This window comes from Streptomyces sp. NPDC048483 (assembly GCF_040651455.1).
GTDB lineage: Bacteria > Actinomycetota > Actinomycetes > Streptomycetales > Streptomycetaceae > Streptomyces.
In genome coordinates, this window is the sequence record NZ_JBEZJZ010000013.1 from 57,829 (window position 1) to 78,766 (window position 20,938).

19 protein-coding genes are annotated in these 20,938 nt (G+C 70.7%); 7 read left to right on the forward strand and 12 right to left on the reverse strand.

The features are described 5' to 3' along the window. Positions 1 to 294: 294 nt before the first annotated feature. A complete protein-coding gene (locus tag AB0D04_RS09785) occupies positions 295 to 543 on the reverse strand; it encodes a hypothetical protein (protein ID WP_362701317.1) in 249 nt (82 codons plus the stop codon). Then, entirely contained in the window at positions 540 to 743 is a 204-nt protein-coding gene (locus AB0D04_RS09790) for a hypothetical protein (RefSeq protein WP_362701320.1), read from the reverse strand. Before AB0D04_RS09790 ends, AB0D04_RS09785 begins: the two co-directional genes overlap by 4 nt. A 686-nt stretch (positions 744 to 1,429) precedes the next feature. On the opposite strand from AB0D04_RS09790, the gene AB0D04_RS09795 reads away from it, so the two are divergent. Next, the gene (locus tag AB0D04_RS09795; RefSeq protein WP_362701323.1) at positions 1,430 to 2,173 is read left to right on the forward strand and encodes a helix-turn-helix transcriptional regulator; all 744 of its coding nucleotides are present in this window, start codon (positions 1,430 to 1,432) and stop codon (positions 2,171 to 2,173) included. Positions 2,174 to 2,176: 3 nt separating this feature from the next. Then, on the forward strand, positions 2,177 to 2,647 hold the full coding sequence (locus AB0D04_RS09800) for an NUDIX domain-containing protein (protein ID WP_362701326.1): 471 nt from the start codon (positions 2,177 to 2,179) through the stop codon (positions 2,645 to 2,647). Between the two features lie 167 nt (positions 2,648 to 2,814). On the opposite strand, the gene AB0D04_RS09805 is transcribed toward AB0D04_RS09800, so the two are convergent. The 5 genes from AB0D04_RS09805 to AB0D04_RS09825 form a co-directional block, all read right to left on the reverse strand. Then, positions 2,815 to 4,809, reverse strand: a complete 1,995-nt coding sequence (locus tag AB0D04_RS09805) for a nitrate- and nitrite sensing domain-containing protein (protein WP_362701328.1) — start codon at positions 4,807 to 4,809, stop codon at positions 2,815 to 2,817. Between the two features lie 139 nt (positions 4,810 to 4,948). Next, the gene (locus AB0D04_RS09810; RefSeq protein WP_362701331.1) at positions 4,949 to 6,076 is read right to left on the reverse strand and encodes a GuaB3 family IMP dehydrogenase-related protein; all 1,128 of its coding nucleotides are present in this window, start codon (positions 6,074 to 6,076) and stop codon (positions 4,949 to 4,951) included. Positions 6,077 to 6,177: 101 nt separating this feature from the next. After that, positions 6,178 to 7,680, reverse strand: coding sequence for an IMP dehydrogenase (gene guaB / locus AB0D04_RS09815; protein ID WP_362701333.1), 1,503 nt, complete (start codon positions 7,678 to 7,680; stop codon positions 6,178 to 6,180). Positions 7,681 to 7,833: 153 nt separating this feature from the next. Continuing rightward, positions 7,834 to 8,409, reverse strand: coding sequence for a sigma-70 family RNA polymerase sigma factor (locus AB0D04_RS09820; protein ID WP_362701336.1), 576 nt, complete (start codon positions 8,407 to 8,409; stop codon positions 7,834 to 7,836). A gap of 359 nt (positions 8,410 to 8,768) precedes the next feature. Beyond that, positions 8,769 to 9,380 (reverse strand): response regulator transcription factor, encoded by a 612-nt coding sequence (locus tag AB0D04_RS09825; RefSeq protein WP_003948568.1) that lies wholly within the window; start codon positions 9,378 to 9,380, stop codon positions 8,769 to 8,771. 379 nt (positions 9,381 to 9,759) lie between these two features. Between AB0D04_RS09825 and AB0D04_RS09830 the strand changes: the two genes are divergently transcribed. Then, positions 9,760 to 10,092: a WhiB family transcriptional regulator gene (locus AB0D04_RS09830; protein ID WP_362701339.1), complete on the forward strand. Its 333-nt coding sequence runs from the start codon at positions 9,760 to 9,762 to the stop codon at positions 10,090 to 10,092. A gap of 157 nt (positions 10,093 to 10,249) precedes the next feature. Here AB0D04_RS09830 and AB0D04_RS09835 read toward each other — a convergent pair whose 3' ends face one another. Beyond that, on the reverse strand, positions 10,250 to 11,167 hold the full coding sequence (locus tag AB0D04_RS09835; protein WP_362701341.1) for a LysR family transcriptional regulator: 918 nt from the start codon (positions 11,165 to 11,167) through the stop codon (positions 10,250 to 10,252). Between the two features lie 369 nt (positions 11,168 to 11,536). Here AB0D04_RS09835 and AB0D04_RS09840 point away from each other — a divergent pair, with 369 nt between their 5' ends. Further along, positions 11,537 to 12,196: an MOSC domain-containing protein gene (locus tag AB0D04_RS09840; RefSeq protein WP_362701343.1), complete on the forward strand. Its 660-nt coding sequence runs from the start codon at positions 11,537 to 11,539 to the stop codon at positions 12,194 to 12,196. 49 nt (positions 12,197 to 12,245) lie between these two features. Then, entirely contained in the window at positions 12,246 to 13,019 is a 774-nt protein-coding gene (locus tag AB0D04_RS09845; RefSeq protein ID WP_362701345.1) for an SDR family NAD(P)-dependent oxidoreductase, read from the forward strand. Here AB0D04_RS09845 and AB0D04_RS09850 read toward each other — a convergent pair. Beyond that, positions 13,016 to 15,010, reverse strand: coding sequence for a DUF2264 domain-containing protein (locus tag AB0D04_RS09850; protein ID WP_362701347.1), 1,995 nt, complete (start codon positions 15,008 to 15,010; stop codon positions 13,016 to 13,018). The genes AB0D04_RS09845 and AB0D04_RS09850 overlap by 4 nt on opposite strands. A 319-nt stretch (positions 15,011 to 15,329) precedes the next feature. Here AB0D04_RS09850 and AB0D04_RS09855 point away from each other — a divergent pair, with 319 nt between their 5' ends. After that, on the forward strand, positions 15,330 to 16,316 hold the full coding sequence (locus AB0D04_RS09855) for a hydroxyacid dehydrogenase (protein ID WP_362701448.1): 987 nt from the start codon (positions 15,330 to 15,332) through the stop codon (positions 16,314 to 16,316). A 67-nt stretch (positions 16,317 to 16,383) separates the two neighbouring features. Here the strand turns inward: AB0D04_RS09855 and AB0D04_RS09860 are convergent, their stop codons facing one another. The 3 genes from AB0D04_RS09860 to groES form a co-directional block, all read right to left on the reverse strand. Then, positions 16,384 to 16,869 (reverse strand): DUF6234 family protein, encoded by a 486-nt coding sequence (locus tag AB0D04_RS09860; RefSeq protein WP_362701350.1) that lies wholly within the window; start codon positions 16,867 to 16,869, stop codon positions 16,384 to 16,386. A gap of 174 nt (positions 16,870 to 17,043) precedes the next feature. Then, positions 17,044 to 18,666 (reverse strand): chaperonin GroEL, encoded by a 1,623-nt coding sequence (groL, locus tag AB0D04_RS09865; protein WP_362701450.1) that lies wholly within the window; start codon positions 18,664 to 18,666, stop codon positions 17,044 to 17,046. A gap of 136 nt (positions 18,667 to 18,802) precedes the next feature. Then, positions 18,803 to 19,111 carry a co-chaperone GroES gene (gene groES, locus AB0D04_RS09870; protein ID WP_053135717.1) on the reverse strand — a complete coding sequence of 103 codons (309 nt, stop codon included), beginning with the start codon at positions 19,109 to 19,111 and terminating at the stop codon, positions 18,803 to 18,805. Between the two features lie 421 nt (positions 19,112 to 19,532). Here groES and AB0D04_RS09875 point away from each other — a divergent pair, with 421 nt between their 5' ends. Further along, positions 19,533 to 20,903 (forward strand): FtsW/RodA/SpoVE family cell cycle protein, encoded by a 1,371-nt coding sequence (locus AB0D04_RS09875; protein ID WP_362701452.1) that lies wholly within the window; start codon positions 19,533 to 19,535, stop codon positions 20,901 to 20,903. The last annotated feature ends 35 nt before the right edge of the window (positions 20,904 to 20,938 follow it).

Below are 20,938 nucleotides of genomic sequence, written 5' to 3' on the forward strand. Positions count from 1 at the left end.
TGGGTTGCGTGGAGCCTTCGGAACAGGTTGTTCGCCGTTGTGGTTGGCGGTCCCGCCCGGTGGTCGTGCCCACCGGGCGGGACCTGTTCCCTCACCGCGCCGCCAAGGCACGGCATCCGTGAAGGAAGCGCCCGGAACGCTCCCCGCAGGACGGACCGGTGCGAGAGCTGAGCCCGTCGACTCACACGGGACACGTGCTGTCCCTGCTCAGGGCTGCTCCGGTCGGGGGAAGTTGTGCGGGCGAGGCGGCCGGCGCGTACGGAGGGCGCGGCGGGCCCCGCCTGGTCTCCTGGCTTACGTCATCGACGCCGTACCGCCCGCTGCCGGGTCGGTCATCGTGGCGTCGAAACACTGGAACGCCGCCAGCTCATAGCCGCTGTGATGCGTCAGCCCCGCGTGCCGCAGACACCACACCTGCACCTCGTCCGCATCGGCCGCGTCCGACGACCGTTCACGGCACGTCAGACACCTGCCGACGTGGCGCACGGCCGTGTCCGGCATGACCGACAGCGTCCACTCGGCGAACCTATAGCGCGCCCTCATGCGCGCGCCGCCTTCAGAACGCGGGCGAGCTTCGCGGCCGTACGGATGCCTACCCGACCCAGGCTGATCCGGATGTCCCCCTCGGCGGTATCACTGAAGGTCATCTCCGGGAAGATTATCTTCGCGTCGGCCAAGGCGAGTTGAAGATCGCGATAGGCGTCCGATGCCGCCTGGATGGCTGTGCGCGCCTCGGTCCCCATCACCGCATTGCCTCCGGGTGAGGGTGCCGGCGGATCTCGACATTGTGGTCGGTCGCCTTCGACCTGTCGCCCACGGCATAGGCTTCCGCACGCTGCACCGCCAGCGCTCCACACACATCACACCCGGCAACCGGCACCGGATCCGCCGCCGGTTCCATCAGCTGAACGGGGCGACACATCCGGGCCATCACCCCACCACCTCCACACCGTGAATCCAGCGCGGCCCTGCGTCGGCGCCGTGCACGGCCAGCCACAACGCCCGCCGACGACCACGCTGCGAGCGACGCTCCCGCCACTCCCCAGGCGTAAGGACGTACGGGCGAATCAGGGGCGAGTCTTCGCCACGCAGCAGCTCTGGCTGCCGGACGGGCACGCGGGGAGGCGTGAGCGTCGGCGCCCCCTCGCACCGCGCAGCAGGCAGCGCGCGGGCCGATCGGTGGCGACCCCGCGTAGGAAACAGCAGCCGTAGCAACGGGATTAAGAGCCACGCTGTAGCGTTGGTCATGTCGTCAACTCCCTTGTAGTTGATGGCCACGCCCCCGGACGCACGCAGCGCGTCGCGGGGGTTCTTGCCGTGAGCATCGTTGGCTATTGGGGGACGGCGAAACCACTGACGAGGGACACTTAGGGACGTCCTAGAGTGGGTAGAACGTCCCTCTCGGCGTCCAGGAAGAGGGGCAGGCAGAGTGCAGAACGAGCGACTGCGGGCCGCCATGGCGGAAGGCGGCTGGACCCATGCGAGCCTGGCAGCAAAGGTTGATGTTGATCCCAAGTCAGTGGAACGGTGGGTCAACCTGGGGCGCACGCCGCGCAGGGAAACCGCCATGCGAGCCGCAGAGACAATAGGGGAAGACGTGTTTGCACTCTGGCCAAAACTGAGGCAGGCACGCGCGGCGAGGGCAGTCAGTCCCGAATTGGTAGCGCTGTACAGCCAGCGGGCAGACCTTCCCGTTTCCGTCTTCATCGATCTTTTCACTCAGGCACGGAAACGCATAGATGTACTTGTGTACGCGGCCGTATTCCTGCATGAAGCATACCCTCGCCTCAATGACCTATTGCGCGAACGAGCCGCCGAAGGCTGCACCGTACGGATTGCGGTGGGCGACGCAGGCAGCGCTAATGTTCAACAGCGCGGCCAGGAAGAGAAGTTCGGCCTTGGAGTCGAATCGCGCTGCCAACTGGCAATGATGCATTACCGATCGCTTGTCGGTACGCCGGGGATCGAGCTAAGGACACACGCAACGACCCTTTACAACAGCATCTACCGTGCCGATGACCAGATGTTGGTGAATGCCCACGTGTGGGGTGTGAATGCATATGGGGCGCCGGTATGGCACCTCCGTCGCAACAACGACGGGGGGATGTTCGACGGCTACGCCGGAAGTTTCGATGCCGTATGGGCTACAGCAACGCCCGTACAGGGAGGCTGAGCAGTGACCCGGACCGAGTACTACAACGACCCCAGCGCGCCCAAGCCGAACAGTCTGGTAGTCGCCGCGTCGGCGGTCGTCACGGACGACAACGGACGCATTCTGCTGCAACGGCGGACCGATAGCGGCCTGTGGGCGCTCCCCGGCGGTGGAATGGACATAGCAGATTCCCTTCCGGGAGCGGCCGTACGGGAAGTCGAGGAGGAGACGGGGCTCGGCGTAGAGATCACGGGGCTGGTCGGCACATATACGGATCCACGCCACATCATCGCGTACAGCAACGGAGAGGTAAGGCGACAGTTCAACGTGTGCTTTACCGCGCGTATCGTCGGCGGTTCGCTCGCGATCTCTGAGGAGTCCCTTGAACTTCGATTCGTAGCTCCCGGCGAGATTGACGCACTGCCTATGCATCGCACCCAGCGGCTACGGATTCAGCACTTTCTGGAACACCGTCCAACTCCGTATTTGGGCTAGCCAAACAACGAAGAGCTACCCGAGGGGCCGCGCATGACAGTGCTGGAGACGATCACCGTTGAGTCCTTGGACGGTCCGGCCGCCGCACGGTCCGAGCCTGCGTTGGTGGGGGTGGGTGATGGGGGTGGCGCTGCGCCCGCTCCCCCGGCGCTCCTCGCGCGCCCGGTTCAGCCGACGCTCACCGGCTGCGTCTCCGGTGCCTCTACGAGAGTGGACGGCAGCGCAACGTACGCAGTGACTCCGCAGGCCCCGTCCTTGCCCTGGGTGGGGCACAGTTCGACCTGGGCGCCCAGCCGGGTGGCGAGCGTCCCGACGACGTAGTGGCCGAGGGTGGGGGTCCCCCCTGTTCGAGCGGTGCCGGGCACTTGGGGGTGGGTGGGGGCGACCAGGAACGGCTCGCGGCCCGCCAGCCGGGCGTTGGAGCGGGCCAGCTTCTCGGCAGTCATGCCGGATCCGCGGTCGACGACCGCGAGGCAGTACTCGCCGCCGTCGCGCCAGCCGTAGACCTCGACCGGGCGCGAGGGGGGCGAGAACACCAGCGCGTTCTCGAGGAGTTCGGCAAGGAGATGGGAGAGTTCGGCGACGGCCTGGCCGCGGATCCGGCCGTCCTGGACGTCCATCACGGCGACCCGCCGGTACTGCTCGACCTCGGCGATCGCCGACTGCACCACCTCGGTCACGGTCACCCGACCGGAGCGGGTACGCGGCGGCAGTTCCTCCCCCGCGAGCACGAGCAGCGATTCGGCGTTGCGTCGCATCCGCGTGGCCAGGTGGTCGAGTTGGAAGAGTTCGCCGAGTGCCTCCGGGTCGATTTCCTGGTTCTCCAGGGTGGTGATCAGGCCGAGCTGGCGGGAGAGCAGGGCCTGGTTGCGGCGGCCGAGCCCGGCGAGTGAATCGGTGCTGTTGCGGCGGAGCACCGCTTGTTCGGTCGCCAGCCCGATCGCGGTGTCCTCGACGTTGTGCAGGGCGGAGGCAAGCCGGGAGAACTCGCGGACGCCGTGCGGAACATGACGGTGGGGCCGGTTGATGAGCGCGTCGCCCGCCTTGGCCTCCTGGATCCGGGCGACTGCGGCGGGCAGACCGGTCCGGGCCACCGAGTCGGCCTCGTCCGCGAGGGCGACGAACGGCCGGGTGATGGAGCGGGAGGAGAGCACCGCGAGTCCGGTGGCCACCGCGAGGATCAGCACTCCCAGGCCGATGAAGCCGCCCAGCTGGCCGGTGGCATCGTCCCCGAGCCGGTCGGCGCGCATCCGTACGTCGGTGCCGATCTTCCGCTGGACGTCGTGGAGACCGTCGACCAGTGCGGTCATCGTCGCCCACCAGCGGCCCGGGTCCACCGCGAGCGGGCGGCCGTCGGCTCCGCGTTCGGCCTGCTTCTCGTAGGCCCTGGCGCGTCGGGCGTCGCGGGTGGCGAAGGCGGCGTCGAGTGCGGATTGCCGCTCGGGGGTGGCGAGTCCGTTGTACTGGCGCAGGGAGGCCAGCCGGTCCGCGCGCACCTCGGTGAAGTCGAGGAATTCGTCGTTCTTGAAGCGGCCCGCGGCGAAGACCCCGTTGAGGGAGCCGCGTTCCAGGGCGACCGCCTCGGTGGCGCGGGCGAGGGCGTGCAGGGCGCCCATCGCGTCGGAGAGGGTGCGGTCGCCGCCGGCCGGTTCCGCCGCCGCGGCGTCGATCAGTCCGCCGATCGTCTTGGTGTACGCGGCCAGGGTCGGTACGCGCTGGGCGGTGCCGTCGTCGACTTTGCGGCGTTCGGCGGCCAGTGCCGTGACCGGGGCGAGCGCGTCCTTCAAGGCGTCGACGGTGTGCGCTCCCGCGCCGTCCGTCCCGAGCAGGGCGTCGAAGGCAGTGCGGGTGCGGTCGGTGCGGTCACGCTGGAAGTCGACGTCGTCCCGGTAGTGGGCGGCACCGCCGAGCAGTCCGCTGGTCAGGCCGCGTTCGCGCTGCAGGTCGCGCACCAGGTCCTGGGTCTTGAGGACGAGCTCGACCCGGTCGGCGGTCTCTCGCGCCACGGACCAGTCGGAAGCACGGTCGGCCACGCCGAGGCCGGTCAGCGCCAGCAGAAGACAGGTGGGGACGGCGAGCACGACGGCCACCCGGCCGCGGATGGTGCCCCAGCCGGGCAGTGCGAGCGGTTGACGCACCAGGCGTCGTTGGTTGCCCTTCACATCCGATGACGTTACGAGCGGACATGTCCGGCAGGGTTTCTCAACGGTAAGGGGCTGGTTGCCCAGAACTCACAGACGTCCTACGGCAAGGGGCCCGGACCGCGAATGCGATCCGGGCCCCTCAACCGTAAAAACAGGCTCAGCGCTGGTCGTGCTGCGACGGCGCGACCGTGACCTCCACCCGCTGGAACTCCTTCAGCTCGGAGTACCCGGTGGTGGCCATGGCCCGGCGCAGCGCGCCGAAGAAGTTCATCGAGCCGTCCGGCGTGGTCGAGGGACCGCAGAGGATCTCCTCGGTGGTGCCGACCGCGCCCAGGTCCATCCGCTTGCCGCGCGGCACGTCCTCGTGGACGGCCTCCATGCCCCAGTGGTGGCCGCGGCCCGGCGCGTCCGTCGCGCGGGCGAGCGGGGAGCCCATCATCACCGCGTCCGCGCCGCAGGCGATCGCCTTGGGCAGGTCACCCGACCAGCCCACGCCGCCGTCGGCGATGACGTGGACGTAGCGGCCGCCGGACTCGTCCATGTAGTCCCGGCGCGCGGCCGAGACATCGGCCACCGCGGTCGCCATCGGCACCTGGATGCCGAGGACGTTACGGGTGGTGTGCGCGGCGCCGCCGCCGAAGCCGACCAGCACACCGGCCGCGCCGGTACGCATCAGGTGCAGCGCCGCGGTGTAGGTGGCGCAGCCGCCGACGATGACCGGGACGTCCAGCTCGTAGATGAACTGCTTGAGGTTCAGCGGCTCGGCGGCCGACGAGACGTGCTCGGCCGACACCGTCGTGCCGCGGATGACGAAGATGTCCACACCCGCGTCCACGACCGCCTTGGAGAACTGGGCGGTGCGCTGCGGGGAGAGCGCGGCGGCGGTGACGACACCCGAGTCGCGCACCTCCTTGATCCGCTGCCCGATCAGCTCTTCCTTGATCGGCGCGGCGTAGATCTCCTGCAGCCGCTTGGTGGCCGCGTCGCCGTCCAGCTCCGCGATCTCCGCGAGCAGCGGCTCCGGGTCCTCGTACCGGGTCCACAGACCCTCGAGGTTGAGGACGCCCAGGCCGCCCAGCTCGCCGATGCGGATCGCGGTCTGCGGGGAGACCACCGAGTCCATGGGAGCCGCCAGGAACGGCAGCTCGAAGCGGTAGGCGTCGATCTGCCAGGCGATCGAGACCTCCTTCGGGTCGCGGGTGCGGCGACTCGGTACGACGGCAATGTCGTCGAAGGCATACGCCCGGCGGCCGCGCTTGCCGCGTCCGATCTCGATCTCAGTCACTGTCTAGGCCCTTCCATACGGATTACGCCCCCAGTATCCCCGACGCGACGGGACCCGCGACCTCCCGGTCGCGGGTCCCTGGAATCCGTCGGATACGGCTCTTAGCCGCGCGCGTAGTTGGGAGCCTCGGTGATCATCTGGACGTCGTGCGGGTGGCTCTCCTTGAGGCCCGCGGAGGTGATGCGGACGAAGCGGCCCTTTTCCTTCAGCTCGGGGATGGTCGCGGAGCCGACATAGCCCATGGAGGCGCGCAGGCCGCCGACGAGCTGGTGGGCGACCGAGGCCAGCGGGCCGCGGTAGGGGACCTGGCCCTCGATGCCCTCGGGGACGAGCTTGTCCTCGGACAGGACGTTGTCCTGGAAGTAGCGGTCCTTGGAGAAGGAGCGCGCCTGGCCGCGGGACTGCATCGCGCCCAGCGAGCCCATGCCGCGGTACGACTTGAACTGCTTGCCGTTGATGAAGACCATCTCGCCGGGCGACTCCTCGCAGCCGGCCAGCAGCGAGCCCAGCATGACGGTGTCCGCGCCGGCCGCGATGGCCTTGGCGATGTCTCCGGAGAACTGGAGCCCGCCGTCGCCGATCAGCGGTACGCCCGCGGCGTGCGCGGCCTGCGCGGCCTCGTAGATCGCGGTGACCTGCGGGACGCCGACGCCGGCGACGACGCGGGTGGTGCAGATGGAGCCGGGGCCGACGCCGACCTTGATGCCGTCCACGCCCGCGTCGATCAGCGCCTGCGCGCCGTCGCGGGTGGCGACATTGCCGCCCACGACATCCACCGTGATGTTGGACTTGACCTTGGCGATCATGTCGAGGATGCCGCGGCTGTGGCCGTGCGCGCTGTCGATGACGAGGAAGTCCGCGCCGGCCTCGACCAGCGCCTGCGCCCGGTCGTACGCGGCGTCGCCGACGCCCACCGCCGCGCCGACGACCAGCCGGCCCTCGGCGTCCTTGGCGGCGTTGGGGTACTTCTCCGCCTTGACGAAGTCCTTGACGGTGATCAGGCCCTTGAGCACGCCCGCGTCGTCGACCAGCGGCAGCTTCTCGATCTTGTGGCGGCGCAGCAGCTCGATGGCGTCGTCGCCGGAGATCCCGACCTTGCCAGTAACCAGCGGCATCGGCGTCATGACCTCGCGGACCTGACGGGCGCGGTCCATCTCGAAGGCCATGTCGCGGTTGGTGACGATGCCCAGCAGCTTGCCGGCCGCATCCGTCACCGGGACGCCGCTGATGCGGAACTTGGCACACAGCGCATCGGCCTCGGCGAGCGTGGCGTCCGGGCGGACCGTGATCGGGTCGGTCACCATGCCGGACTCGGAGCGCTTGACCAGATCGACCTGGTTGGCCTGGTCCTCGATGGAAAGGTTGCGGTGCAGGACGCCCGCGCCGCCCTGACGTGCCATGGCGATGGCCATGCGTGCCTCGGTGACCTTGTCCATGGCGGCGGACAGCAGCGGGATATTGACCGAGACGTTCCGCGAGACCCGGGAGGCGGTGTTCACCGTGTTCGGGAGCACCTCCGACGCACCGGGCAGCAGCAGGACATCGTCGTATGTCAGCCCGAGCATGGCGAATTTGGCGGGCATACCGTCGACGTTGTCACTCATGACACCTTCCCCAATGCTCTTGCCTCAGCGCGGACTCCCATGCTAACGGCCTGGAGGGGTGTCCGATTCCACGGCGGATGAGGGGCTCATCACTTGTGCGTTCCTACGACAGGATCGCGCTGCCAAGGAGCACCGTGGACGGGCGGGGAGTCCCTACTGCTCGGCCAGCGCCCGCAGCCGGCTCAGCGCACGGTGCTGGGCGACCCGTACCGCGCCCGGTGACATCCCCAGCATCTGCCCGGTCTCCTCGGCGGTCAGCCCGACGGCGACCCGCAGCAGGACCAGCTCCCGCTGGTTCTCCGGCAGATTCGCCAGCAGCTTCTTGGCCCACTCGGCATCGCTGCTCAGCAGCGCCCGCTCCTCGGGGCCGAGGGAGTCGTCCGGCTGCTCGGGCATCTCGTCGGAGGGCACGGCCGTACTGCCCGGATGCCGCATCGCGGCCCGCTGCAGGTCGGCGACCTTGTGGCCGGCGATGGCGAAGACGAACGCCTCGAAGGGCTTTCCGGTGTCGCGGTAGCGGGGCAGCGCGCAGAGCACCGCGACACAGACTTCCTGCGCCAGGTCCTCGACGAAGTGGCGGGCATCGCCCGGCAGCCTCGACAGCCTGGTGCGGCAGTAGCGCAGGGCGAGCGGGTGGACGTGGGCCAGCAGGTCGTGAGTGGCCCGCTGGTCTCCCTCGACGGCGCGTGCGACGAGATCGCCGATCTCCTGATTCCCGTCATCGCGCATCGGTCCATGGTGCCTTGGTGCCCGACGATCCGTGGCACCACCCCCGTCGTTGTGCCCCGAACCGTTACGCGCCGTCGCACTAGCACTCACGTTCCACGCCTCCCCCGTTCGGGTTGTACCCATACCGACCGCGAGCCCCCGCCGGTAGCTTGTCTGCGTGCCGTACGGCGTCGGGCAGTGCTTGTCCGTCATGAGGTCTCTTCTGGCCGAGTGAGAGCCCCGGCCTCCGCCGGGGAGGAGTCACACCTCAAGGATGCGGCATCCCGCGAGGTTTCGGCGCCGAGCGTCGACGCGGCGGGGTTACGACGGTCACCACCCGGTCAGCGGGCGGGTGCCGTAACCCCGTATGCACAGCAGATTCAGCGAACCAGTCCCCAGCGGAAACCGAGCGCCACCGCATGCGCGCGGTCCGAGGCGCCGAGCTTCTTGAACAGGCGCCGGGCATGGGTCTTGACCGTGTCCTCGGACAGGAACAGCTCACGGCCGATCTCGGCGTTCGAGCGGCCGTGACTCATGCCCTCCAGCACCTGGATCTCGCGCGCGGTGAGCGTCGGCGCGGCACCCATCTCGGCTGACCGCAGCCGACGCGGGGCGAGCCGCCACGTCGGGTCGGCCAGCGCCTGGGTCACCGTCGCCCGCAGCTCGGCGCGCGAGGCGTCCTTGTGCAGATAGCCGCGGGCACCGGCGGCGACCGCGAGCGCGACACCGTCGAGATCCTCGGCCACCGTGAGCATGATGATCCGGGCGCCCGGGTCGGCGGACAGCAGCCGGCGCACGGTCTCGACACCGCCGAGACCGGGCATCCGTACGTCCATCAGAATCAGGTCCGAGCGATCGGCGCCCCAGCGGCGGAGGACTTCCTCGCCGTTGGCCGCGGTCGTCACACGCTCGACGCCGGGCACGGTCGCAACCGCCCGACGGAGCGCCTCTCGGGCAAGCGGGGAGTCGTCGCAGACGAGGACGGATGTCATGACCGCCCTCCGCAGCTGATGCGCGTCACCTTGAGCCTCCAGGCTGGTACGTATCGTCACCTGTGCGATTGACGGCCCTCGGACACTTGCCCGAGGACTACCTCTGTCAACCGCCTCCGCACACTCAACGACGGTCACTCGAAAGAGTTACGGGTTCGATGACCGTCTTCAGCACGCTCCGTAAGGAGCCGGATACGCAGACGGCATCTCAGGCGACCGGCATCCGCGCGTGCACCCTATGCCCTATTTGGCTCTCTTGCTTCCATTTTTGAGGAGTCTGCGACTAGATTCGCAATGAGTCATATTTACATCTACTTAGACGGTAGATGTACGTTCTGAGCACCGAGCCCGAATCAGCATCGCTTCGAGGGGACAAGCAATGGCAGATTTCTCCCGCCTCCCGGGCCCGAACGCAGACCTCTGGGACTGGCAGCTCCTCGCCGCCTGCCGCGGCGTGGACAGTTCGCTCTTCTTCCACCCCGAAGGTGAGCGCGGAGCGGCCCGCAGCGCGCGTGAGACATCGGCGAAGGAGGTGTGCATGCGCTGCCCGGTGCGGGCCGAGTGCGCGGCGCATGCCCTGGCGGTCCGCGAGCCCTACGGGGTCTGGGGCGGACTGACCGAGGACGAACGCGAGGAACTCATGGGCCGGGCCCGGCACCGGCTGATTCCCGCGACCTCACTGACCGGCCGGCCAGGCATGGGCGGCGCCTGACCGTCCGGAACGGACCCGTCCTGACGAAACGTTTCTGCAGAGATCCGGGAACCAGGGCCCTCACGCCCCGGGATCCCACGGCCGAACCGGCGGGCCCTGCGCGCCCCGTCGGCCCCCTTTGCGCTGCGCACGTCCGGGCCCGCCGGGCCCGTGCCCGTCAGCGCCCGTGGCCCGCGGCGTCCACCAGCTGGTCGAGCATCGCCTCGACGGCCGGGACCCGCGCCAGATCCGGCAGCGTGAGCGCGACGATCTCCCGGTGCACGGCCGGCTCCATCCGTACCCTCGTGGCCCCCTTGGGACGTACCGACTCCAGCGTCAGCTCGGGCAGCGCGGCGACGCCCAGCCCCGCGCCGACCAGGCCGATCACCGCGGGATAGTCATCCGTCGCGAAGTCGATCCGAGGGGTGAACCCCGCGCTCTCACAGACCTCGACCAGATGCCGCCGGCAGCGCGGGCAGCCCGCGATCCACGGCTCGTCGGCCAGCTCCGCGAAGCACGCCGACCCGGCCTTCGCCAGCCGGTGGCCGTCCGGGACCAGTCCGGTCAGCCGGTCCTTGAGGATCGGCCGGACCACCAGGTCGTCCCACTCCGCACCGGCCGCCGGGTCCGCGCCGCGCACCTCCGGATAGCGAAAGGCCAGCGCGATCTCGCAGTCGCCGTTGCGCAGCATCTCGATCGAGCGCGGCGGCTCGGCCTCGACCAGCGAGACCCGGGTGCCGGGGTGCGCGGCGCGCATCCTGGCCAGCGCGGTCGGCACCAGCGTCGAGCTGCCGGACGGGAACGACACCAGCCGCACCCGGCCCGCGCGCAGGCCCGCAATGGCCGCGACCTCCTCCTCGGCGGCGGTGAGCCCCGCCAGGATGCCGACGGCGTGCCGGACGAGTGCCTCACCCGCCTGGGTCAACCGGGTCTCACGGCCCGTACGGACCAGGAGGGGGGTGCCGGTGGCCTGCTCCAGGGCCTTCATCTGCTGGCTGACGGCGGGCTGGGTGCAGCCCAGCTCGCGCGCGGCGGCGGAGAAGGAGCCGGTCCTGGCTACGGCGCGCAGGACGCGGAGATGACGGGCCTCGATCATGGTTCAAGCATAAGCGAATCTTGGGTAGATCATGAGATATCGGCTGTGGGCTTTGGGCGGATCTTGGGGTGGCAGGGGGCTTGGTGCCGGGCTGTCCCTGGGGTGGCGGCTGGGGCGGCGGTTCGGGTGGCGCTTCGGGTGGCGCCTTGGCCGGCGCTTGGGGTGGCGGCGTGCGTGGCGCTTGGGATGGTGGCTGAGCCGGCGCTTCGGGCGACGGATGGGGCGGTACGTCGGGCGGCAGATCAGGCGGCGCATCGGGCGGCGCACACGGCGGGGCAGGGGGCGGCATACCAGGCCGCGCAGGGGGCGGCGCGAGGGCTTAGCGTGACGATATTGAGCACGGACGTGGGGCGGTGTAGGGAGCGCGGTGTGCAGCTGCTGACCGTGAATGTGGGACAGGCCAGGCCGTCCGGGGCCGCGCGCGCCGGCACGGGTATCGACAAGCGGCCGGTGGACGGTCCGGTGGCGGTCGCCGCGCCGGGGCCCAAGGGCATCGGCGCGAGCGGCCTCGCGGGGGACGCGGTGGTCAATGTCCGTCATCACGGCGGGAACGACCAGGCCGTGTACGCCTACGCCCGCGAAGACCTGGACGACTGGGAGCGGTCGCTGGGCCGCGAGCTGGCCAACGGGGCCTTCGGCGAGAACCTCACCACCTCCGGCGTCGAGATCACCGGCGCCCTGATCGGCGAACGCTGGCGGATCGGGCCGCGGCTGCTGCTGGAGGTGACCTCGCCGCGTATCCCCTGCCGGACGTTCCAGGAGTGGCTCGGCGAACACGGCTGGATCAAGCGGTTCACCGCGGCCGCGGTGCCCGGCGCGTATCTGCGGGTGCTCGCGGCGGGCGAGATCCGCGCCGGGGATGCCGTCCAGGTGGTGCACCGGCCGGATCACGAGGTGACCGTCGCGCTGATGTTCCGGGCCCAGACCACTCGGCCGGAACTGCTGCCCCGGCTGCTGGAGGCGGGCGAGGCGCTGCATCCGGAGGGCCGGGCCAGGGCACTGAAGCGGGCCGGGCGGGAAGAGAACTGAGCACCCGTTCGGGGTGGGGCGGCGTACTCCGGGCGGATAGCGTGCCCGTATGACGACTGCATTGATCACGGGAGCGACGGCGGGCATCGGGGCGGCGTTCGCCCGGCGGCTGGCGAGCGACGGCCACAACGTGGTGCTGGTGGCGCGCGACGAGAAGCGGCTGCGCGAGCAGGCCACCGAACTGCACGACCGGCACGGCATCGAGGCGGAGGTGCTGGCCGCCGACCTGGCGACCGAGGACGGCATCGAGGCCGTCGAGGCGCGGCTCAGGGAGTCGAAGCACCCAGTGGACGTACTGGTGAACAACGCGGGCTTCGGCAACAAGGGCGAGTACCTCGAAGTGCCCATGGCCGACGAGCTGAAGATGCTGAAGGTGCACTGCGAGGCGGTGCTGCGGCTGACGTCGACGGCGGTGCGCGGGATGCGGGACCGGCGCCGGGGCGCGGTGGTCAATGTGGCGTCGGTGGCGGCCTTTGTGCCGCGTGGCACGTACGGGGCGAGCAAGGCGTGGGTCGTGCAGTTCACGCAGGGCGCGGCGCGGGATCTGGCGGGCAGCGGGGTACGGCTGATGGCGCTGTGCCCGGGGTTCGTACGGACCGAGTTCCACCAGCGGGCCGGGATGGGGACGGACAACATCCCCTCGTGGATGTGGCTGGATGCGGACAAGCTGGTGGATGCGGCGATGAAGGATCTGACGCGGGGGAAGTCGCTGTCCATTCCTGATCCGCGGTACAAGGCGCTGATGGGGGCCGTGAAGCTGGCGCCGAGGGGGGTTCTGGGCGGCCTTTCCTCTCGGACCGGCCGCAAGTACGGGCCGCGCTAGGCGGGGCGCGCGGGGCGCGGCCTTCTCCGTACGTGGTCGGCTTTCCCGCCTTGGGGGTTTCTCGCCGTTGCGCCTTCGGCGGGCGTGGGTTTTCGGCCGCGGCCCCGGTCCTCCACGGCTTCGCCGCCACGGCCCGGGGCCTCCCGTGGGTGGGGGGTGAGGGGGAGGTGGGTGCTGGTGCCGTCCTGCCAGGTGATGTGGATCGTGGTGCCGGTGAGGGTGGTTGTGGCCAGTTCGCTCACGGGTGCGGGGGTTGGGTCGTCCGTCAGGGACGCCAGGGCCACAAAGAGGGTGCCGTGCGGGTCTGAGGTGGTGGTGCCCTCCAGGACGGCCGTGGAAGTGGTGGGAGCACAGAGGGTGCTGCCCGTCGGGGCTTTGCGGGGTGGGTGGGCGTAGCCCCGTACGGGGTGGAGCTGGGCGGTGGGGCCGTCGGGGGTGGTGGCCCAGCCGGTCTGGCGTACGGGGGTGCCGGGCGGGGCGCCGGTTACCAGGTGGGCGCGGAGTTCGGTGCGGTCGTGGGCGGCGGTGGCGGACAGGATCCGGATTTCCGGCAGTTCGGCGCCGTCGGGGTGGCGTGGGGTGTGGATGGAAGCGGTCCAGTTGGGGCCTGTGCTGTGGGGTGTGGCGGGGCCGCGGGTGGTGGGCCGGCCGTCGATGAGCAGGGCGAAGTGGTTGTCGGCCGGCTCTTCGGCCGTGGGGCCGGTGCGGGTGGAGTAGGCGTAGCGGGCGTAGTACGGGTCGGGGGCGGTGCGGGTGGAATTGCTGCCGTGGTTGTGGAGGCGGATTAGGCCGTCGGAGGCGGTGGACTGCAGCAGGAGGCCGGTGGGGCCCAGGGGCTTGACGGTGTCTTCGGTCTCGGCCGGGAGGGGGCCTTCGGGGGCCGTCCAGACCGGGTGGTCGGGGGGCATCAGCAGGCCGAGGAATCCCTTGGCGGCCCAGTAGGGGGAGGCCGGGCCCGAGTAGCTCTGGAGCATGGGCGCGTAGGGGCCGTACCAGCCGAGGGACAGCAGGCCGTCCTCGGTCACGGCGCCGTGGTCGAGGAAGTGTCGCAGTGCGCCGGAGGCCAGGCGGCGGGTGGCGCCGGGGGTGAGCGGGGTGTGGCCGGTGAGCGCGCCCAGCCAGGGGGCGGCGGTGGCGGCGAAGCGGTAGGTGAGGGAGCGGCCGAAGGGGATCGGCGCGCCGTTGGTGTCGAACAGGCGGGTGTGGTCGGCCAGTTGGGCGTGCAGCCGGGTGCCGTAGGTGGCCAGGAGGTCGCGGTCGGCGGTGAGGTGGGCGTGCAGGACGGGATAGAAGTGCAGGGCCCAGCCGTTGTAGTGGTCGAAGGCCCGGTTGTCGCCGTCGGAGTACCAGCCCTCGCCCAGGTACCAGTCCTCGATACGGGTCAGCGCGCGGTCGATGGCGGCCTGGGCGCGTACGGGCTCGATGCCCACGTCCTGGAGGAAGCCGGCGACGGTGAGGCCGAAGAGCCACCAGTTGTTGTCGACGGGGGACGCGGTGAGCGCGGGCAGCAGCCAGTCGGCGAGGCGGGTACGGACCCGGTCGTCGAGGGTGTCCCAGAGCCAGGGGCGGGTCAGGCGGAGGCCCAGGGCGATGGAGGCGGCTTCGACGCGGGCCTGGCGGATGGAGGTGATGTGGGGCCAGGAGTCGCGATCAGGACCGGTGGGTGTCACCTCCCTCTTGGCGGTGGGGCTTTGGGTGCCTGCAGCCAGCCCCTGAGCGTAGCGGGACAGATGAGCCCGGGCGGTGCCGTTGCTGCCGGCGGTGCGGAGGGCGGCCAGCAGGAAGGTGCGGGCGAAGCCTTCGAGGCCGTCCGATCGGGGGCCGGAGGAGCTGGGGCGGGCGCCGGGGAGGGCGATCAGCGCGTGGCACGGGGAGGCGTACGGGGTGGTGGCGTGCAGGAGGGCGTCGGCCGTGGCCTCCCAGTGGGCACGGGTCCAGCCGGTGTACGGGCTGCGGCGGCGGTCCTCGGGCGGGAGGGGGAAGGACAACACTCGGGAATGACTTCCCCACCAACCACCAGGAGAAGCTCACATGACCACATCAGCCCCCACCGGCCCCACCGACCCACCCACGGGAGGGGACGGCCCGCAGGACGAAGTCCGGAGGGCTGTCACCGCACCCGACAAGCCCACGCCCGCCGCAGGCGCAACGGCGAGACACCCCCACGGCGGGACGGCCGAACGTCGGCTGAAGCAAAGCACAGCGGACGGGCCCGCCGCAGGCGCAACGGCGAGACACCCCCACGGCGCCGCAGCCGACAACGTGGGGCCCAAGCCAAGCGCAGCGAACCGGCCCGAACTGCTGCTCTCGATGGCCCCCGGCGTCGCCGGCCGACTGCTCACCGCCCCCCACCGCGCCCGTCTCACGGCCCTCGCCCGTACCGACTCCCGTCTCGTCGCGCACGACCTGACCGCCCCCACTCCCGAGATCGCCGCCGCCCTCGCCCGTGCCGAGGTGCTCCTCACCTGCTGGGGCGCCCCTCCCCTGACCGACCGGGTCCTGGAGGCGGCCCCCCGCCTGCGCGCCGTCGTCCACGCCGCGGGCTCCGTCAGGCACCACATCACCGACGCCTGCTGGCAGCGCGGCATCGCCGTCACCTCGGCCGCGGCCGCCAACGCCCTGCCCGTCGCCGAATACACCCTCGCGGCGGTCCTCTTCGCGGGCAAGCGCGTCCTGCACACCGCCCACCGCTACCGCACCCTGCGCGCCCCGCACGACTGGCAGCACGAGCTGGCCGGCGCCGGCAACTACGGCCGCACCGTCGGCATCATCGGCGCCTCCCGCATCGGCCGCCGCGTGATCGAACTCCTGCGCCCCTTCGCCCTGCAGGTCCTCCTCCACGACCCGTACGTCGAGGCCCCCGAGGCCGCCCGCCTCGGCGTCACCCCCGTCCCCCTCGACACCCTCTGCACCACCAGCGACATCGTCACCGTCCACGCCCCCCAACTCCCCGCCACCCACCACATGCTCGGCGCCCACGAACTCGCCCTGATGCCCGACGGCGCCACCCTCATCAACACCGCCCGCGGCTCCCTCGTCGACGAACAGGCCCTGCTCCCCGAGCTGCTGACCGGCCGCCTGAACGCCGTCCTCGATGTCACCGACCCCGAACTCCCGCCCCCCGACTCCCCGTTGTACGACCTCCCGAACGTCCTGCTCACGCCGCACATCGCCGGCTCCCTCGGCGACGAGCTCCACCGGATGGCCGACCTGGCGCTGGACGAGGTCGAGCGGTATGCGCGCGGGCTCCCCTTCGCCGACCCGGTACGCCCGCAGGAGCTGGACCGCTCGGCCTGACCGCCGGGCGGGGCGGCTCCCGTCCGGATGCCGCGACGGCCTCAACCCGCCTGGCGCGAGCGGCCGTTCAGCCCCCGCTGTCCCGGCATTCGTGGTTGTCGCCGCCGCTGTGGCACTGATGGCCGTTGGCCCCGCCGGAGGACGCGGGTACGGGAGCCGGGGGTGCATCACGCTGCGCGGCCGCCGCCCCGTAGGCCACCACGGCGCAGACCGCGACCGCGGCGAGGATCTGCGCGGACGCCGTGACCGGCCGGCCGGTGCGCACGAAGCCGTACGCGGTGAGCAGGAGCAGCGCCACCACGACGCCGTAGGCGATCAGCAGCCCCTCGTCGGGGAAGGAGGGGGATTCCTCCCGGGGCGACGAGTCGCCGAACATCCCCGCTTCCTCCCAGGCGGACAGCGCGGAGAAGAAGGTGAGGGCCGCCACGGCCACGACGTCGCTCACGAGGACGAGCACCGCCAGGGCGATGTCGCCGGCCGGCGAACCGCGGCGGCGGGCGCCGCGGGCCTCGGGCGGTGGCGCGGACGCGTGGGGGGCGAATTCGGGACGCATGGTCCGTACTGTGCGCGGGTGCGCCGCGCACAGTGGGGCGTTTCGCCCGGATCGAGACCGAACCGCGACCGGCCTCCGGGCCCGGTCACCGCGGCCCGGCGGGGCCTGACATGGCCGAGGCCCGGCCCCCGCGAGGTGCGGGAGCCGGGCCTGTGCTCTACGGAGCGACGCGTCTCAGTGCGCGTGGCCGTGACCGTGACCGGCCTCGGCCTCTTCCTCCGCCGGCTTCTCGACGACCAGGGTCTCGGTCGTCAGGAGCAGGGAGGCGATGGAGGCGGCGTTCTCCAGGGCGGAGCGGGTGACCTTGACCGGGTCGATGACGCCGGCCTTGACCAGGTCACCGTACTCACCGGTGGCGGCGTTGAAGCCCTGGCCCTTGTCCAGCTCGGCGACCTTGGAGGTGATCACGTAGCCCTCGAGGCCCGCGTTCTCGGCGATCCAGCGCAGCGGCTCGACGACGGCGCGGCGGACGACGGCGACACCGGTGGCCTCGTCGCCCTCCTTGCCGAGGGAGCCCTCCAGCACCTTGGCGGCGTGGACCAGCGCGGAGCCACCACCGGAGACGATGCCCTCCTCGACCGCGGCGCGGGTCGCGGAGATGGCGTCCTCCAGACGGTGCTTCTTCTCCTTGAGCTCGACCTCGGTGGCCGCACCCACACGGATGACGCAGACGCCGCCGGCGAGCTTGGCGAGGCGCTCCTGGAGCTTCTCGCGGTCCCAGTCCGAGTCGGTGGTCTCGATCTCGCCCTTGATCTGGGCGACGCGGCCCTCGACGTCGCCGGCCTTGCCGCCGCCGTCGACGATGGTGGTGTCGTCCTTGGTGACGGTCACGCGGCGGGCGGTGCCCAGCACGTCCAGACCGGCCTGGTCGAGCTTGAGGCCGACCTCCTCGGCGATGACGGTGGCACCGGTGAGGGTGGCCATGTCGCCGAGCATCGCCTTGCGGCGGTCACCGAAGCCGGGGGCCTTGACGGCCACGGCGTTGAAGGTGCCACGGATCTTGTTGACGACGAGGGTGGAGAGCGCCTCGCCCTCGACGTCCTCGGCGATGATCAGCAGCGGCTTGGAGCCACCCGCCTGGATGACCTTCTCCAGCAGCGGCAGCAGGTCCTGGATCGAGCCGATCTTGCCCTGGTGGATGAGGATGTACGGGTCGTCGAGGACGGCCTCCATACGCTCCTGGTCGGTGACCATGTACGGCGAGAGGTAGCCCTTGTCGAAGGCCATGCCCTCGGTGAAGTCCAGCTCCAGGCCGAAGGTGTTGGACTCCTCGACGGTGATCACACCGTCCTTGCCGACCTTGTCCATCGCCTCGGCGATGAGCTCGCCGACCTGCTTGTCCTGGGCGGACAGGCCGGCCACGGCGGCGATGTCGGTCTTGTCGTCGATCGGACGGGCGGTCGCGAGGAGGTCCTCGGACACGGCCTTGACCGCGGCGTCGATACCCTTCTTCAGGGCGGCCGGGGAGGCACCCGCGGCGACGTTGCGCAGGCCCTCGCGGACCAGCGCCTGCGCCAGCACGGTGGCGGTGGTGGTGCCGTCACCCGCGATGTCGTTGGTCTTGGTCGCCACCTCCTTGACGAGCTGGGCGCCCAGGTTCTCGTACGGGTCCTCGACCTCGACCTCGCGCGCGATGGTGACACCGTCGTTGGTGATGGTCGGGGCGCCGAACTTCTTGTCGATGACGACGTTGCGGCCCTTGGGGCCGATCGTCACCTTGACCGTGTCGGCAAGCTTGTTGACGCCGCGCTCGAGGGCGCGACGGGCGTCCTCGTCGAACTTCAGGATCTTCGCCATGGGTTGCTTCAAGTCCTCTCATTGCGATCGTCGGCCTCGCCGCCGTGACCGCTATCGCTCATACGGACTGCGCCCCTGCCCCGGGTCGGTAAGAACGCGGGAACCAGGGGCGCAGATCACGGCAAATCCGGGTGACTTACTTCTCGATGATCGCGAGAACGTCGCGAGCCGAGAGGACGAGGTACTCCTCGCCGTTGTACTTCACCTCGGTGCCGCCGTACTTGCTGTAGAGCACGACGTCGCCGACGGAGACGTCGAGCGGAAGACGGTTGCCGTCCTCGAAGCGGCCCGGGCCCACGGCCAGGACGACGCCCTCCTGGGGCTTCTCCTTCGCGGTGTCCGGGATGACCAGGCCAGAGGCCGTGGTCTGCTCGGCGTCGAGCGGCTGGACCACAATGCGGTCCTCAAGCGGCTTGATGGCAACCTTGGAGCTGGTGGTCGTCACGATCCGACCTCCCCCTTCGGAGATCTCACGGGGTTAACTGTCTGAGGTGGCGACCAGGTGGATCCGTCGTCGCGGGTGCCGGACCTGCCCGTCGCGCGTAGTTGGCACTCCCCGTTGGAGAGTGCCAACGCCGAGACTATGACGCGGTTAGCACTCGGTCAAGCGGAGTGCCAATCGGGGGCGCGGCCTGTCGCGGCCGGAGCGCCGGGGGCGTGCGAATCCGGACACACCTCTCGCATCGGCGGCAACCGTACTCCCCGCTTCCCCGTCTCCTTCCCCGACTGCCGGGGCGGCGTCGGGACCCCTGCAGCGGGGCCGGCGGCTCCGGACGAACCGATGGCGGAGGACTCTCGTGCGTGGACCGACCAGCTCCTTCCGGGCTGTGCGCAGGCGGGAGCGGGAGAGCGACGTCGAGCGCACGATGACGTTCGCCGCCCTCGCCCAGGCGCCGGACCGCCGCCGGACCGAGGCCGGGCTGCTCGCCCTCGCCCTCGTGATCGCCGTCCTCGGCTACGCCTGCACCGGCCTGTCGATGACCGGACGGCTGCCGGCCAACCTGGCCGGGTTCACCGCGATCATGTTTTCCGTGGCGTGGCTGCCGCACCTGGTGCTGCGGCGTTTCGCGGACCGGGCCGATCCGCTGATCCTGCCGGTGACGACGCTGCTGACCGGGCTCGGGCTCATCCTGCTCAGCCGGCTGGACATCACCTACGCCGCCGCCCCGCGTCTCAACATGCCGCAGGCGGCGCCCGGTCAGCTGGTGTGGACCGGGATCGGGGTCGCGGCCTGCATGGCGGTGCTGATCCTGCTGCGCGACCACCGGTGGCTCCAGCGCTACCTCTATCTGACGATGGCGGTCGCGCTGGTGATGCTGATGGCGCCGGCGTTCTTCCCCGGTGACACCTTCGGCGCCAAACGCTGGATCTACCTCGGGCCGCTGTCGCTCCAGCCCGGCGAATTCGTCAAGATCGCGATCGCGGTGTTCTTCGCCGGCTATCTGACGGTCAACCGCAACGCCCTGGCGCTGACCGGCCGGCGCGTCCTGGGCGTCCAGCTGCCGCCGGGGCGCCAGCTCGGGCCGATCTTCACCATCTGGGCCGTCAGCCTTCTGGTGCTCGTCTTCGAGCGGGACCTGGGCACTTCGCTGATCTTCTTCGGCGTGTTCGTGATCATGCTGTACGTCGCGACCGAGCGCACCAGCTGGGTGCTCTGCGGGCTGCTGCTGGCCGTGGTGGGCGCGGTGGCCGTGGGCTCCCTGGAGCCGCATGTCCACGGCCGGGTCACCGCCTGGCTGGACCCCATGGCCGCATTCACCCCGGAGGGCGACAGGGCCGGGCTGTCGAAGCAACTGGGAGACGCGCTCTTCAGCTTCGGCAGCGGGGGCATCACCGGCACGGGCCTGGGCCAGGGCCGTCCCGAAATAGTCGGCTTCGCCGGCAACAGCGACTTCATCCTCACCACCGTCGGCGAGGAGCTGGGCCTGGCCGGGGTGATGGCCGTGGTCATGCTGTACGCGCTGCTCGCCCAGCGCGGCCTGCGGGTGGGCCTGACCTCCCGCGACCCGTTCGGCAAGCTGCTGGCGGTCGGGCTCTCCAGCGCGCTGGTGCTCCAGGTCTTCGTCGTCTCCGGCGGGGTCACCGGCCTGATCCCGCTGACCGGCAAGGCGCTGCCGTTCCTCGCCAAGGGCGGCTCGTCACTCGTCGCGAACTGGGTGATGGTCGGCCTGCTGCTGCGGATCAGCGACACCGCCCAGCGCCGCCGCGAGCCGGTGGGTCCCCCGCCGCGGCCGTAAGGCCTGTCCGATGGGTCAGGGCCGGAAAGGCCCTG

Excerpts from the sequence above, each read along its gene's own strand:
- AB0D04_RS09785 (WP_362701317.1), bottom strand. The coding sequence starts at position 543 with ATGAGGGCGCGCTATAGGTTCGCCGAGTGGACGCTGTCGGTCATGCCG.
- AB0D04_RS09790 (WP_362701320.1), bottom strand. The coding sequence starts at position 743 with ATGGGGACCGAGGCGCGCACAGCCATCCAGGCGGCATCGGACGCCTAT.
- guaB (WP_362701333.1), bottom strand. The coding sequence starts at position 7,680 with ATGAGTGACAACGTCGACGGTATGCCCGCCAAATTCGCCATGCTCGGG.
- AB0D04_RS09820 (WP_362701336.1), bottom strand. The coding sequence starts at position 8,409 with ATGCGCGATGACGGGAATCAGGAGATCGGCGATCTCGTCGCACGCGCC.
- AB0D04_RS09825 (WP_003948568.1), bottom strand. The coding sequence starts at position 9,380 with ATGACATCCGTCCTCGTCTGCGACGACTCCCCGCTTGCCCGAGAGGCG.
- AB0D04_RS09830 (WP_362701339.1), top strand. The coding sequence starts at position 9,760 with ATGGCAGATTTCTCCCGCCTCCCGGGCCCGAACGCAGACCTCTGGGAC.
- AB0D04_RS09835 (WP_362701341.1), bottom strand. The coding sequence starts at position 11,167 with ATGATCGAGGCCCGTCATCTCCGCGTCCTGCGCGCCGTAGCCAGGACC.
- AB0D04_RS09845 (WP_362701345.1), top strand. The coding sequence starts at position 12,246 with ATGACGACTGCATTGATCACGGGAGCGACGGCGGGCATCGGGGCGGCG.
- AB0D04_RS09855 (WP_362701448.1), top strand. The coding sequence starts at position 15,330 with ATGGCCCCCGGCGTCGCCGGCCGACTGCTCACCGCCCCCCACCGCGCC.
- AB0D04_RS09860 (WP_362701350.1), bottom strand. The coding sequence starts at position 16,869 with ATGCGTCCCGAATTCGCCCCCCACGCGTCCGCGCCACCGCCCGAGGCC.
- groL (WP_362701450.1), bottom strand. The coding sequence starts at position 18,666 with ATGGCGAAGATCCTGAAGTTCGACGAGGACGCCCGTCGCGCCCTCGAG.
- AB0D04_RS09875 (WP_362701452.1), top strand. The coding sequence starts at position 19,533 with ATGACGTTCGCCGCCCTCGCCCAGGCGCCGGACCGCCGCCGGACCGAG.